Origin of the sequence: Clavibacter nebraskensis NCPPB 2581, from assembly GCF_000355695.1 — a bacterium.
Lineage (GTDB): Bacteria > Actinomycetota > Actinomycetes > Actinomycetales > Microbacteriaceae > Clavibacter > Clavibacter nebraskensis.
Genome location: NC_020891.1, coordinates 1,336,813 through 1,350,926, shown reverse-complemented (window position 1 = coordinate 1,350,926; position 14,114 = coordinate 1,336,813). Strand labels below are relative to the sequence as shown.

13 protein-coding genes are annotated in these 14,114 nt (G+C 73.9%); 7 read left to right on the top strand and 6 right to left on the bottom strand.

The window, feature by feature from the left end:
- Positions 1-26: 26 nt before the first annotated feature.
- The 5 genes from metX (at position 27) to CMN_RS06380 (ending at position 5,280) form a co-directional block, all read left to right on the top strand.
- Positions 27-1,238, top strand: a complete 1,212-nt coding sequence (metX, locus tag CMN_RS06400; RefSeq protein WP_015490023.1) for a homoserine O-acetyltransferase MetX — start codon at positions 27-29, stop codon at positions 1,236-1,238.
- A gap of 119 nt (positions 1,239-1,357) precedes the next feature.
- Positions 1,358-2,038, top strand: a complete 681-nt coding sequence (locus CMN_RS06395; protein ID WP_015490022.1) for a response regulator transcription factor — start codon at positions 1,358-1,360, stop codon at positions 2,036-2,038.
- Between the two features lie 174 nt (positions 2,039-2,212).
- On the top strand, positions 2,213-3,367 hold the full coding sequence (locus CMN_RS06390) for a sensor histidine kinase (protein ID WP_015490021.1): 1,155 nt from the start codon (positions 2,213-2,215) through the stop codon (positions 3,365-3,367).
- Positions 3,364-4,596 (top strand): hypothetical protein, encoded by a 1,233-nt coding sequence (locus CMN_RS06385; protein WP_015490020.1) that lies wholly within the window; start codon positions 3,364-3,366, stop codon positions 4,594-4,596. Before CMN_RS06390 ends, CMN_RS06385 begins: the two co-directional genes overlap by 4 nt.
- A gap of 27 nt (positions 4,597-4,623) precedes the next feature.
- Positions 4,624-5,280 carry a response regulator transcription factor gene (locus tag CMN_RS06380; RefSeq protein WP_012038017.1) on the top strand — a complete coding sequence of 219 codons (657 nt, stop codon included), beginning with the start codon at positions 4,624-4,626 and terminating at the stop codon, positions 5,278-5,280.
- A gap of 30 nt (positions 5,281-5,310) precedes the next feature.
- On the opposite strand, the gene CMN_RS06375 is transcribed toward CMN_RS06380, so the two are convergent.
- Together CMN_RS06375 and CMN_RS06370 are read right to left on the bottom strand one after the other, a co-directional pair.
- Positions 5,311-6,591 (bottom strand): MFS transporter, encoded by a 1,281-nt coding sequence (locus CMN_RS06375; RefSeq protein ID WP_015490019.1) that lies wholly within the window; start codon positions 6,589-6,591, stop codon positions 5,311-5,313.
- 50 nt (positions 6,592-6,641) lie between these two features.
- Positions 6,642-6,959, bottom strand: coding sequence for a thiamine-binding protein (locus CMN_RS06370; RefSeq protein ID WP_015490018.1), 318 nt, complete (start codon positions 6,957-6,959; stop codon positions 6,642-6,644).
- Positions 6,960-7,163: 204 nt separating this feature from the next.
- On the opposite strand from CMN_RS06370, the gene CMN_RS06365 reads away from it, so the two are divergent.
- Positions 7,164-7,844: a YceI family protein gene (locus CMN_RS06365; protein WP_015490017.1), complete on the top strand. Its 681-nt coding sequence runs from the start codon at positions 7,164-7,166 to the stop codon at positions 7,842-7,844.
- Here the strand turns inward: CMN_RS06365 and CMN_RS06360 are convergent.
- Complete coding sequence (locus CMN_RS06360) at positions 7,841-8,719, bottom strand: ADP-dependent NAD(P)H-hydrate dehydratase (RefSeq protein ID WP_015490016.1); 879 nt, start codon at positions 8,717-8,719, stop codon at positions 7,841-7,843. The genes CMN_RS06365 and CMN_RS06360 overlap by 4 nt on opposite strands.
- A gap of 137 nt (positions 8,720-8,856) precedes the next feature.
- Between CMN_RS06360 and CMN_RS06355 the strand changes: the two genes are divergently transcribed.
- Entirely contained in the window at positions 8,857-9,936 is a 1,080-nt protein-coding gene (locus CMN_RS06355) for an NADH:flavin oxidoreductase/NADH oxidase (RefSeq protein WP_015490015.1), read from the top strand.
- Positions 9,937-10,002: 66 nt separating this feature from the next.
- On the opposite strand, the gene CMN_RS06350 is transcribed toward CMN_RS06355, so the two are convergent.
- The 3 genes from CMN_RS06350 to guaB1 all read right to left on the bottom strand — a co-directional run bounded on the left by CMN_RS06350 (position 10,003) and on the right by guaB1 (position 14,022).
- The gene (locus CMN_RS06350; protein WP_015490014.1) at positions 10,003-11,046 is read right to left on the bottom strand and encodes a hemolysin family protein; all 1,044 of its coding nucleotides are present in this window, start codon (positions 11,044-11,046) and stop codon (positions 10,003-10,005) included.
- On the bottom strand, positions 11,039-12,469 hold the full coding sequence (locus tag CMN_RS06345) for a hemolysin family protein (RefSeq protein WP_015490013.1): 1,431 nt from the start codon (positions 12,467-12,469) through the stop codon (positions 11,039-11,041). Before CMN_RS06345 ends, CMN_RS06350 begins: the two co-directional genes overlap by 8 nt.
- Positions 12,470-12,582: 113 nt before the next feature.
- Entirely contained in the window at positions 12,583-14,022 is a 1,440-nt protein-coding gene (guaB1, locus tag CMN_RS06340; RefSeq protein ID WP_015490012.1) for a GMP reductase, read from the bottom strand.
- Positions 14,023-14,114: the final 92 nt, after the last annotated feature.

Genomic DNA, 14,114 nt, shown 5'->3' with positions numbered 1-14,114 from the left:
CCGTCCCGGGTGCTTCACTGATCGCGATGGACTGGCAGACACCCGAGGACACCGTCCCGTCGAGCCTCGTGACGGACGCGCAGATCCGCTGCCTGATCGGCCGGCCGCCGGCGTCGGGCGCGTGGCGCGAGGGCGACCCCGTCGCCGACCGCCTGTTCGCGCAGGTGGGCGGCATCGAGCTGGAGTCGGGCGGGCGGATCCCCTCCGTCCGCGTCGCGTACGAGACCTTCGGCGAGCGCGCCCCGGACGGCAGCAACGCGGTGCTGGTGCTGCACGCGCTCACGGGCGACAGCCACCTCCGCGGCCCCGCTGGCCCGGGCCAGCCGACGGGCGGATGGTGGTCGGGCATCGTGGGGCCGGGCCTCGCGGTCGACACCGACCACTGGTTCGTCGTCGCCCCCAACATGCTGGGCGGCTGCCAGGGCACGACCGGCCCCGCCTCCGTCGCGCCCGACGGCGCCGAATGGGGCGCGCGGTTCCCCTACATCACCATCCGCGACCAGGTGCGGGTGCAGGCCGCCCTCGCGGACGCGCTCGGCATCGACGTGTGGGCCGCGGTCATCGGCGGGTCCATGGGCGGGATGCAGGCGCTCGAGTGGGGCGTGGGGCATCCCGATCGGATGCGCCGGCTCGCGATCCTCGCGGCCCCCGCCATCGCGAGCGCGGACCAGATCGCGCTCAACTCCGTGCAGGCCGAGGCGATCCGGATGGATCCCGCCTACCGCGACGGCGACTACCTCGACGCGGCCGACGGCGACGGCCCGCACCGCGGCCTCGCGCTCGCCCGCCGCATGGCCCTCCTCAACTACCGGAGCCCGGACGAGCTGAACCAGCGCTTCTCCCGCTCCTGGCAGAGCGGCATCAGCCCGATGGGCGACGAGGGCCGCTACGCCGTGGAGTCGTACCTCGACTTCCACGGCAACAAGTTCACCCGGCGCTTCGACGCGACCAGCTACATCCGCCTCATCGACGCGATGAGCTCGCACGACGTGGGCCGCGACCGCGGCGGCGTCGAGGCCGCGCTCGCCCGGGTGCGGGCGGCGACCCTCGTGGTCGGCATCGACAGCGACCGGCTGTTCCCCGTCCCCGACCAGCGGCTCATCGCGCGGCACGTGCCCGGTTCCCTGGACGGCGGCGAGGTCGTGGTGATCTCCTCCGACTACGGACACGACGGGTTCCTCATCGAGAACGAGGCCGTGGGCCGCGAGCTCGCCCGCCTGCTCGACGCCGCCGTGTAGGAGCGCCCCAGTCCGGGGGTGAGTTCCGCGTGCGGCATCGCCCGCGACAACATGCGTTCCTATGCTTCCCCTGGGAGCACGCCGCCGCCCCCGGGCACCGGCGTACGAGGGGAGCACCGATGAGCCGACGTCCGCTGCATGCGACGGGCCACGGCCAACGGGTGCGTGTGGCCCTGGTCGACGACCACGTCCTCCTGCTCGACGGCCTGAGCGCCCGGCTCTCCCGTCCCCGCACGGGCGTCGAGGTGGTCGCCACCTCCCCCACCTGGAGCGGGCTCGTGCGCGACGACCGCTTCCCCGAGGCGTTCGACGTCGTCGTCCTCGACCTCGCGCTCCGCGACGAGGTCCCCGTCGCGCAGAAGATCCGCACGCTCACGGGCGCCGGCCTCACGTCCGTGCTGCTGAGCACGCACGCCGACCCCTCGACCATCCACGGCGCCATGCGCGCGGGCGCGTCCGCGGTGGTGCCCAAGGCGGAGTCGTCGGAGGAGCTGATCGCGAGCATCCACGCGGCCGCCGACGGGACGCCGCGACAGTCCGCGCTCGTGCAGCAAGCGATGCAGGACTTCCACGCCGAGGAGGACCCGCGGCTCGGCCAGCAGGAGCTGCGCGCGCTCGTGCTCTACGCGGGCGGGCGGTCGATCCGCGACGTGGCGGAGGCGATGAGCACGACCGAGGAGACCGTCAAGTCGTACATCAAGCGGGGACGCCGCAAGTACCTGCACGCGGGGACGGACCTCGGGACGAAGCTCCTGCTGCGGCGCCACGCGATCCGGCACGGCTGGATCGCGCCGGAGTAGGGCGCGGATCGATCGGGCGGATCCGGCCCTCGCGGGCGGCGGGCGATCCTACGACATGTGGACAATCGTCCCGCGCCGCGACGTCGGCGTGCAATGCGCGCGACGGACGCGCCTAGGATCGGAGGCACACCGAGCGCACGCCACCGGCGTCGACGCACTCCGAGCGGGGACCCGATGGATCGCATGAAGCGCGAGCGCGAGCGCCTGCTGCAGCGGACCGCACGCGTCTACGGCCTCAGCTTCACGGCGGTCGCCGCCGCGTGCATCCTGCTGCCGGGCGAGATCCCCGTGCCCGCCGCGGCGGGCAGCGTCGCGCTCCTGGCCGTGCTCGCCGTCGCCCAGTGGCGGATCGGGACCGACGCGCGCGTCAGGTGGATGGTCGTGGTGCTCGTCGCCGGCCTCGCGGCCATGGTCGTCGCGCAGCTCGGCGGGCGCTCCGCGTCGTCGCTCACCGCGCTCACCCACCTCTCGGAGGGCGCCGTCGGGTCGCTCGCCCTCCTCGAGACCATCCGACCGGGCAGGCTCCGCGTCGTGGCGGCCGCCTTCGTGCTCACCAGCGTCGTCGCGGTCGGCGCCTCCTGGTCCACCGCCGCCTTCCCCTACGTCGTGCTCGTGCACGTGTTCGGCTGGATGCTCGCCGGGATCCTCGGCTATTGGCTGAGCGTCGCCGTGCACCGGGTCGGTCGCCGCATCACCGACATCGGGCGCGCCCACCGCGCCGAGCGCATGGCGAGCGAGCTCGAGGCCCAGCGACGCCAGGGCGCCAGGCTCCTGCACGACACCGTGCTAGCCACCCTCACCCTCCTCGCGCACTCCGGCGTCGGCGTCACCCCGCAGGCCATGCGCCAGCAGGCGGCCGACGACGCGCGCCTCCTCCGACAGCTCCGCCTGGGCGCGAACCCCACCCCGCAGGCGTCGGGCGGCTACACCCTGGAGCCCGTGGAGCAGTCGGTGCTCGGCAACACGCTGGAGTCGGTCAAGCAGCGCTTCGGGCGGATGGGGCTCGAGGTGAGCTGGCACGGCACCGGTCAGGTCCTGCTGCCGAGCGAGATCCTCGACGCCTTCCTCCTCTCGCTCGCGGAGTGCCTGGAGAACGTGCGACGGCACGCGGGCGTCACCGAGGCGCACGTCACCATCACCGACGACGACACCACCGTCCGCGCCATGGTCACCGACGCCGGCGTCGGCTTCGACCTCGCGCACGTGGACCCGGCGAAGCTCGGCGTCAAGGAGTCCGTCGTCGCGCGCCTCACCGACGTGGGCGGCAACGCCCGGCTGTTCTCCTCCCCCGGGTCCGGGACGACGGTCGTCCTCGAGGTGCCGAAGTGAGCGTCCGCGCGGAAGGCGCGCCCCCGCGCACGAGCCGTCGGATCCGCCTCCCCACCGGCGCGCCGGTGCAGGCGACGTCCATCGGCCTCGGGTACATGGGCGCCGGATCCGCGGTCGTTTGCGCCATCGCCATGGGGTACGGCCTCGTCCGCTTCGCGCTCGACTACCGGTTCATGCCGTCGCCCGGGCTCACGGCGACCGCGTGGATCCTCCTGGTCGCCCTCCTCGCCGCGGTCGTCGTCGCGATCCGCGCCCTCCGCGACCGGATGCCCGGCCCGCTCATGGCGGTCTTCGTCGGCGGGCTGGGCATCGTCGTCGCGCTCGACCTGGTGGCGGTGTGGCCCCTCGGCGACGTGATGCAGCACGCCACGGCGGGCATCGCCGCCGGCGCCGCGCTCCTCACCACGGTCACGTACCGACCGGCCCGCGAGGTGCTGGCGGTCGACGTCGCCCTCGGCGTGGTGCTCTTCGCCGTGTTCCTGTTCTCAAATCCCGTGCGACCCGCCGACCTCGCCCCCGAGATCTCCGCCATCGCCCGCGCCATCGTGCCCGCGGCGTTCGGGGTGACCGTCGTCCGCGGCTTCCGCCGCCTGACCGAGATGGAGCTCGACCGCGTGCTCGTACAGAGCACCGTCTCCGCGCCGCGCTACGCCGTCGGCATGATGGCGTCCGAGGAGCTAGCGCGCCTCGACCTCGCGGCCGAGCAGCTCCTCGACGACGTGGCGAACGCGCGCGAGCCGCTCCCGCTGTCGCCCCTCGCCGCCTCGACGGCCGCGTCGCTCGCCACCGAGCTGCGGCTGCACCTCATCGAGGGCCGTCGCGAGACGTGGCTGCACCACGCCATCACGGAGTCGGAGTTCCTCGGACCGGACGTGAACCTGAGCGACCCGAGCGCCCTCGCGGGACTCCTCGACCGCCGCCAGCGCGACGGGCTGCTGTCGGCGGTCTGGCTCCTGCTCACCTCCACCGAACGGCGCACCGGCGTGCCCGAGGTCTCGGTGCAGCTCGCGCTCGGACCGCTCCGGGGACGGCGGCCCGGCGCGCTGCCCGTGCCGCTCCGCCGCGCCGTCGTGCCCATCGTCGTCACGACGACCGGGCTCCCCCGCACGCGACTGGATCCCTCGACGTGGGATGCTGTCGACAAGGTCGGCACGCACACCGAGAGCACGCGCGGTCCGAGCCTCCTCATCACCATCGACTGCGTAGTGGACAACCCCGCCGACCGGTGAGGGCCCCGTACAAGGACCGGAGAGCACGTGTCAGCTGAGAACCGACCGATCACCCTCGCCATCGTGGACGACCACAGGATGCTGCTCGGTGCCCTGACCGAGTGGATCCGCAACGCCGCGTCCGACATCGAGATGGTCGCCGCCGTGTCCACCTGGCCCGATCTCCTGACGCATCCGCGGTTCCCCGTCGATGTCGTGCTCCTCGACCTCGACCTCAAGGACAACCTGCCGATCTCGCTGAAGATCGCGACGCTCAAGACCACGGGTGTCAAGACCGTGCTGATGAGCACGTACTCGGAGCCGAACGTCGTGCGCGAGGCCCTCGCGTCGGGCGCCCTCGGCTACCTCGTGAAGAGCGAGGACGCGAGCATGATCGTCGACGCGATCCGCCTCGCGGCCGACGGCCAGTCGTACATCTCCGCGGAGCTGGACCTCGCCATCAACAGCACCGACGTCGGCGGCGTTCCGAAGCTCAGCGCGCAGGAGCGCCGGGTGATGGCGCTCTACGGCGGCGGCGAGCCCGTCAAGTCGGTGGCGTACAGCCTCGGCATCTCCGAGGAGACGGCCAAGTCGTACCTCAAGCGGATCCGCGAGAAGTACCGCGTCGCGGGCTTCGACGTCGGCACCAAGGTGGCGTTGCGGAAGCGCGCGATCCAGGACGGCATCCTGCTCCAGGGCGAGTAGCCCGGGCGGGCCGCGGGACGTGCCCGCGGCTCAGCCGCCGAGCGCGATCGGCTGCGTGGTGGGCCGTCCGCCGTCCGCCGCCCGGCGGGACGCGCGTCGGTGCCGGTCGAGCCCGAAGCTCGCCAGAGCGATGAGGAGCCCGGCCACGCTGAGCCCCACGCCCACGAGCGCAGGCGACGTGTAGCCGAGCCCCGCCGCGACCGTCACGCCGCCGAGCGCCGCGCCGACCGCGTTGCCCGTGTTGAGCGCCGAGTGGTTGAGCGCGGCGGCGATGGACTGCGAGTCGTGCGCGACGTCCATCAGCCGGATCTGGATCCCGGGCGACAGCGCCGCCGCCGACCCGCCGATGAGGAACAGGAAGGCGAACAGGCCCACCGGGTTCGACGCGGTGAGCACGAGGCCCACGAGCGACGCGATCAGCAGCCCGAAGAGCGAGAGCAGCGCCGCCTTCACGTCGCGGTCCGCCCACCAGCCGCCCGCCAGGTTGCCGACCGTCATGCCGAGTCCCACGACCACGAGCGCGAGCGGCACCGACCACTCGGGCAGCCCCGTCACCTCCGTGACCATGGGCGCCACGAACGTGTAGACGGCGAAGAAGCCCCCGAAGCCGATCGCGCCGATGAGGAGCGCGAGCCAGACCTGCAGCCGCGTGAACGCGCGGAGCTCGCGCCGGAGCGTGGCCTCGGGGTTGCCGTCCTGCGCCGGCACCGCGAGGAAGACGGCCGCGAAGGTGGCGGCGAAGATCGCGGCGACCACGAGGTAGGCGACGCGCCAACCGGCGTTCTGCCCGATCCATGTGACGATGGGCACGCCGATGACGTTGGCGATCGTGAGCCCCGCGAGCACGAAGGCGACGCCCCGTGCCCTCTTGCCCTCCCCCATGAGCTGCGCCGCGACGAGCGACGCGATCCCGAAGTAGGCGCCGTGCGGCAGGCCGGCGAGGAACCGCGCGACGACCACGAGGCCGAAGCTCGGGAGGATGGCGCTGAGCACCGTGCCGAGCGTGAAGGCGAGGAGCAGCCAGAGCAGGAGCTTCCGCCGGGGCGCCCGGGCCGAGGCCGCGGCGATGGTCGGCGCGCCCACCACGACGCCGAGGGCGTACGCGCTGATGAGCGTGCCTGCCTGCGCGTTGGCGGCCTCCGCCGAGCGCGCGGCCACCTCGGGCAGCAGGTCGGCCGCGAGCTGCGGCAGCAGCCCCATGGCGACGAACTCGGTGGTGCCGATGGCGAACCCGCCCATCGCGAGGGCGAGCAGGGCGATGCGGACGCGGGCCGGCGACAGGGTCGCCCGCCCGGAGGAGGGGGGATTCACCCGACGAGCCTACCGGCGGTCGGGATCCCGTCCCGCGTCGTCCACCGGCGTCAGGCCTCGGTCCCGCGCGCCTCGAGCGCCTGCTCCAGGCGGTCGAGCTTGCCCGTCAGCTCGCCCTCGTAGCCGGGGCGGATGTCCGCCTTGAGCACGAGCGACACGCGCGTGCCGAAGGGCGCGACGGCCTCGGTCGCCCGGCGGACGACGTCGAAGACCTCGTCCCAGCCGCCCTCGATGGTGGTGAACATGGCGTCGGTGCGGTTCGGCAGGCCGGAGGCGCGGACGACCGCGACGGCGGCGGCCACGGCGTCGTGCACGGAGGCGTCGGGCGCGTCGCCCCCGCTGGGTGCGACGGAGAAGGCGACGAGCATGGGGACCCCCGATGGTCGGCGGCGGCGGTGATCCGGGCGGGCGCCCGGCCGGCGACCGGCTGTGCGACCAGGCTACCGATGGCGGCGGCCTGTGGACGGCGGACGACGCCGCGCGCGGGAGCCCGCGAGACTCCCTGAGTACTTGAAAGTTCAAAGGAAGGGCAGGGCTCGGCGCCCGCCCTCATCGCACGGAGGAGCAGCGTCATGGACAAGAAGACCAAGATCACCATCGGGGTCGCGGGCGGCGTGGTCGTCCTCGTCGGCGCCTTCGCGGCGTTCGGCGGCCCCATCTACAAGCAGCTGGCGGGCACGCCCGACGCGGCCCCCACCCTGGCGTCGACGCCGGCGGCGGGCGGCGCGCTCGGCGACCTGTCCGGCGACTGGACCGTCGGCGGGTCGTCCTACGCCGGGTACCGCGTCGACGAGGTGCTGAACGGCACGCCCGTCACCGTGAACGGCCGGACGGACGCCGTCACGGGCGACATCACGGTCGACGGATCCCAGGTCACGAAGGGCACGATGACGGTGGACGTGACCAAGATCCACACCGACCAGCCGCCGCGCGACGCGTACTTCCAGAACGAGGCGATGAAGACGGGCGACTTCCCGACCGCGACCTTCACGCTCACCCAGCCGATCGCCGCCGATGGCGTCGAGGCGGGCGTCCCGGCGACGTACGATGTGACCGGCGACCTGACCCTGCACGGCGTGACGAAGAGCGTGACCGCGCAGATGCAGGCGAGCTTCACGTCCGACGGCGGGCAGATCGTGGGCTCCATCCCCATCACGTTCCAGGACTTCGGCGTGCAGGCGCCGAGCCTCGGCTTCGTGACGGTCGAGGACCACGGCTCCGTGGAGTTCTCGCTCGACGTCGCGAAGGCCTAGCCGCCGGATCCCGCCAGCGTCTCCCGCACGGCCCTCGGCATCGCCTCGGCGACGTCGAGGGCCGTGATCGGTCCGCCGCCGGATGCGAGGTCGCCCGCGCGGCCGTGCAGCCACGTGGCGGCCGCGGCGACCTCGGCGAGGGCCGCGAGGGGATCCGCCGCCTCGGCGATGCGCGTCGACCCGCTGGCGACGAGCGCGCCGAGCGCGCCGCCCAGGACGTCGCCCGAGCCCGCCGTCGCGAGCCACGGCGTCCCGGCGCGCACCGCGATGCGCGCGGACCCGCAGACCACGAAGGTGGTCGCGCCCTTGAGCAGCACGCAGACGCCGAGCTCCCGCGCCGCGCGCTCGGCCCAGCCCGGCGCGTCCTCCGCGATCTCCTCCGCCGTCGCCCGGATCCCGGCGCCGTGGAGCAGCCTCGACAGCTCGCGGAAGTGGGGCGTGACCACGACGGGACCCGTCGCGCGGCCGACCAGGTCGAGCGCGCCCGCGTCGACGACCGACGGCAGGCCCTGCTGGAGCGCCGCGACGATCGCGTCGGTCGCGGCGTCGTCGCGGTGCGCCTGGTCCATGCCGGATCCGACGAGCCACGCTTGCACGCGGCCGTCCGCCGTGACGACCTCGGGGCGGCGGGCGAGCACGGAGGCGGACGCGCCCGCAGGGCCGAGGTAGCGGACCATGCCGACGCCCGTGCGCGCGGCCGCCTCGACGCCGAGGACCGCGGCGCCCGGGTAGCGGTCGGAGCCGGTCCGCACGCCGAGCACGCCGCGCGTGTACTTGTCGTCGTCGTCCCGCGGGAGGCGGATCGCCCGGCGGGTCCGTGCGGCGTCCTGCCGGATCCAGCCGTCGGGTGCGTGGTCGTCGTGCGCGTCGCTCATGCCCTCACGATAGGCGCGCGGGAATGCGGCGGCCGCGCCGGGCCTTGGGACCATGAGGCCGATGACGCCCTCCGCCCGTCCCCGCGCGCCGCGCCTCCCTCGAGGATCCGCGCCGCCGTCCGCCTGGAAGGATCCCCATGACCACGTCCCCGCTCTTCGAGCCGATCACCGTCCGCGGCGTCACCGCCCGCAACCGCATCTGGGTCGCGCCCATGTGCCAGTACAGCATCGACGCGCGCGACGGCGTCCCGGGCGCCTGGCACCTCGCGCACCTCGGCTCGTTCGCGCGCGGCGGCGCGGGGCTCGTGATGGCGGAGGCCACGGGTGTGAGCCCCGAGGCGCGCATCACGCCCGAGGACACCGGCATCTGGGACGACGCGCAGCGCGACGCGTGGGCGCCGATCGTCGACTTCATCCACTCGATGGGCGCGGTCGCCGCGATCCAGCTCGCCCACGCCGGCCGGAAGGCCTCCACCTACTCGTTCTCGGGCCGCGGCACCATGCCCGCCGAGGAGGGCGGCTGGGAGACCGTCGCCCCGTCCGCCGAGCCGTTCCCCGGATACGGCACGCCCGTCGCGCTCGACGCCGACGGGATCCGCAAGGTCGTCGACGACTTCGCCGCGGCCGCCCGCCGCGCGGTCGACGCCGGCTTCGACGTGCTCGAGCTCCACGCCGCGCACGGCTACCTCCTGCACCAGTTCCTCTCGCCCCTCAGCAACCACCGCGACGACGAGTTCGGCGGCAGCCTGGAGAACCGGGCGCGCCTGCTGCTCCAGGTGATCGACGCCATGCGCGCCGAGGTCCCCGACGTGCCGCTGCTGGTGCGCTTCTCCGCCACCGACTGGGCGGGCGACGCCGGCTGGGACGAGCAGCAGACCGCGACGGTCGCCGGGTGGGCCGCCGAGCACGGCGCCGACTTCTTCGACATCTCCACCGGCGGGAACACCACGGGCGTCACCATCCCCGTCGCGCCCGGTTACCAGGTGCCCTTCGCCGAGTACGTGAAGGAACACGCGAAGGTGGCGCTCAACGCCGTGGGCCTCATCACCGAGCCCGCGCAGGCCGAGGCCGTCGTCGCCGAGGGCCGCGCGGACGCCGTGATGCTCGGCCGCGAGATGCTCCGGGACCCGCACTTCGCGCTGCGGGCCGCGCACGAGCTGGGCGTGGAGATCGACTACTGGCCCAAGCAGTACGACCGCGCGCGCTGGGCGGCCTGACCCTCCGAGCCCGACGACGACGGCCCGGCATCCCCCTGGGGTGCCGGGCCGTCGTCGCGGACGGGGTCAGACCCGCCGGGTGGCGTCCTGCACCTCGCCGACGAGCTCCTCGATGATGTCCTCCAGGAACAGCACGCCCGTCGTCCCGCCGGCCTCGGTGAAGGCGCGCGCGAGGTGGGCGCCGGAGCGGCGCATCATCGCGAGGGCGTCCTCGAGCTCGGTGCCCTCGAAGACCGACACGAGCTGGCGGATCCGCTTGGCCGGCACGGGACGCACGAACTCGTCGGCCTCGTCGAGGTCGATGACGTCCTTGAGGTGCAGGTAGCCGGTCGGCTCCCCCGCCTCGTCGACGATCACGTACCGTGAGAAGCCGTGCCGCGCGACGGCGCGCTCGACCTCGGACGGCGACGCGGTCTCGGGCAGGCTGACCAGGGCGCCCAGCGGGATCGCGATGTCCTGCACCTTCTTCCCCGTGAACTCGAACGCCGCGGTGAGCGCGCCCGTCCGGTCCTCCAGCAGCCCCTCGCGGGTCGACTGGTCGACGATGCCCTGCACCTCGTCGAGCGTGAACGCGCTCGCGGCCTCGTCCTTCGGCTCGACCTTGGCCAGGCGGAGCACGGCGTTGGAGATCGCGTTGAGGGCCACGATGAGCGGCTTGACGACCCGGGCGATCCCGACAAGCGGCGGCGCGAGCAGCAGCGCGGCCCGGTCCGGAACGGAGAACGAGATGTTCTTCGGCACCATCTCGCCGAGCACCACGTGCAGGAACGACACGATGAGCAGCGCTATGACGAACGCGATCGTGGAGATCGCCTCCTCGGGCAGCCCGGTGGCGCCCAGCGGGATCTCCAGCAGATGGTGGATCGCGGGCTCGGACACGTTGAGGATCAGCAGCGAGCACACGGTGATGCCGAGCTGCGTCGTCGCGAGCATGAGCGTCGCGTGCTCCATGGCGTAGAGCGTGACGCGCGCCGCGCGGCTGCCCTCCTCCGCCCGCGGCTCGATCTGCGACCGCTTCGCGGAGATGACCGCGAACTCGGCGCCGACGAAGAAGGCGTTGACGGCGAGCAGCACGACGAGCGCGATGATCCCCCCGGCGTACTCACCCACGGGACGGCTCCTTCCTGCCGGCGGCGCGTGCCGCGTCCGCCTGTCGTCCGGCCTCGCGGTCGGCCTGCCGCTCGGCCTGGCGGTCCGCCTGGCGCTCGGCGCGCGTGGTGCCCACCGCGGTGGCGACGGGCTCGGGGACGGGCGTGAAGCGGATCCGGTCGATGCGCCGGCCGTCGAGCCGCTCGACCCGCAGCGTGCCGGTCTCGAGCTCGAGCTCGTCGCCGACGACGGGAAGGCGGCCGAGCTCGCTCATGACGAAGCCCGCCGCGGTCTCATAGGGTCCCTCGTCGGGGATGCGGAGGCCCGTGCGCTCGAGGAGCTCGTCGGGTCGGAGCATGCCGGGGAAGGTGAGCGAGTCGCGCGAGCGGACGACGCCGGCGCGCGTGCGGTCGTGCTCGTCGGCGAGCTCGCCGACCAGCTCCTCGACCAGGTCCTCGAGCGTGGCGACCCCGGCGGTGCCGCCGTACTCGTCGACGACGACCGCCATCTGGAACCCGCGGCCGCGCAGCTCGCCGAGGAGGTCGTCGAGCTTCATGGTCTCGGGCACGCGGATCGCCTCCGACTGCAGCGCGGTGACGGGCACGAGCGCGCGCTTCTCGCGCGGCACGGCCACGGCCTGCTTCACGTGAACGAGGCCGATGACGTCGTCCACGCCGTCGTCCGTGACCGGGAAGCGCGAGTAGCCGGTGGTCATGGCCAGCTCGATCACGGTCTGGGCGCTGTCGGTGCGCTCGACCGACTTCACGCGGAGGCGCGGCGTCATGACGTCGGACGCCGTGAGGTCCGCGAAGCGGAGCGTCCGGCTGAGGAGCATCGCCGTGTCGTCCTCGAGGAGCCCGGCGAGCGCCGAGCGGCGGACGAGCGAGGACAGCTCCTCGGCGCTCCGGGCGCCCGACAGCTCCTCCTTCGGCTCGATGCCGACCAGCCGGAGGATCCCATTCGCGCTGTTGTTGAGCAGCAGCACCGCAGGCTTGAACACCGTCGTGAACAGGGTCTGGAACGGGATGACGATCTTGGCCGTCTCGCGCGGCAGGGCCAGCGCGAAGTTCTTCGGCACGAGCTCGCCGACGATCATCGACAGCAGCGTCGCGACGACGAGCGCCACGACGGTCGACACCGGGGAGACGAGCCCCTCGGCGAGGCCCGCCGACGTGAGCGGGCCGCCGAGCAGCATGCTGAGCGCCGGTTCCATCGTGTAGCCGGTGAGGAGCGTGGTCAGCGTGATGCCGAGCTGGGCGCTGGAGAGGTGGGTCGAGGTGATGCGGAGCGCCCGGATGGGCGGGCCGAGCCGCTTCTCGCCGCGCTCCTGGCGCTTCTCGAGGTCGGAGCGATCCAGGTTGACGAGCGCGAACTCGCTGGCCACGAAGAGGCCGGTGCCGAGGGTCAGGACGAGACCCGCGGCGAGGAGGAGCCATTCATGCACGGGGGCTGCTCCCGGGCGCCGGGCGCGCGGCCGGCTTCAGTCGGAGGGGCGCGCGCGGCAGGGGTCTATGAGCAGGAGGGGGGTCGTCCATCGTCCATCGAGCATACCGAGGCTCACCAGCCGACCGGCAGGGGCTTGCCCTCCTCGTAGCCCGCCGCGGACTGGATCCCGACGGCGGCCCGCTCGGCGAACTCGGCCCGCGTGCGCGCCCCGGCGTACGTGAACGCGCTGCGGACGCCGGACGTGATCGTGTCGAGCAGGTCCTCGAGGCCGGGGCGGAGCGGGTCGATGCGGATGCGGCTGGTGGAGATCCCCTCCGCGAACAGCGTGCGCCGGGCGAGCTCGAACGCCTCGCGCCGGCCGAACCGCTCCTGCACGGCGCGCGTCGACGCCATGCCCCAGCTCTCCTTGGCGAGTCCGCCGTCGTCGTCGACGAGCAGGCGGCCGGGCGACTCGACGGTGCCCGCGAACCAGGAGCCGATCATCACGCTCGCGGCACCCGCGGCGAGGGCGAGCGCGACGTCCCGCGGGTAGCGCACTCCCCCGTCCGCCCACACGAGGGCGCCGGCGGCGCGAGCCGCCTCGGCCGTGTCCAGCACGGCGGAGAACTGCGGCCGGCCGACCGCGGTCATCATGCGGGTGGTGCACATGGCGCCGGGTCCGACGCCGACCTTGACGATGTCGGCGCCCGCCGCGACGAGGTCGCGCGCGCCCTCGGCCGTGACGACGTTGCCGGCGACGAGGGGCACGCGCGGGTCGAGGGCGCGCACGTCGCGGATCGCCCGGAGCATCGCCTCCTGGTGCCCGTGCGCGGTGTCGAGGACGAGCACGTCCACACCCGCGGTCAGCAGCGCGCGGGCGCGGCCGACGGGGTCGCTGTTGACGCCGACCGCGGCTCCCACCGCGAGGCGCCCGTGCCCGTCGAGGGCGGGCGCGTAGACGGTGGACCGCAGCGCGCTGCGGCGGCTGAGCGTGCCGACGAGCCGGCCGTGGGCCAGCACGGGCGCGAAGTCGATGCCGGCGGCGTGCATCAGCTCGAACGCCGCGCGGCCGGTGGGCACGTCGTCCGCGTCGAGGGAGGCGAGCGCGCCGTGTGGGAGGTCGCCGAGCCGGGTGCCGTCGGGGACGCCGGCGAGCTGCGTGCCCTCGAGGCAGCCGGCCATCTCCCCGTCCGCGTCCCGGAGGACGATGCCGTGGCCGGCGATGGGCGGCAGCAGCTCGCGCGCCTGCCCGGCGGTCGCGTCCGGCGGCAGCTCGAGCGGCGAGTCGTAGGCGACCGGCTGGTCCTTGACCCGGCGGATCGCGGCGTCCAGCTCCTGCGGGCGGAGGTCCTGCGGCAGGATCCCGATGCCTCCGCGCCGGGCGAGCACGGCGGCGAGCCGCGGGCCGGTGACCGACCCCATGTTGCTCGCGACCACCGGGATGGTGCATGGCGTGCCGTCGCCCGGGGCGAGGTCGACGTCCATGCGGCTCGCGACGTCGGACCGGCCCGGGCTCAGGAACACGTCCGAGTAGGTCAGGTCGTGGGCGGGAGCGTCTCCGGTGAACCTCATGCCCCGACGGTAGCCCCGCCGTCGGGCCCCGCACCAGGCCGTCGACCCGGCGCCGACCGCGACGCGCCGCTCCCGGCGGCCCGACCGGGGGA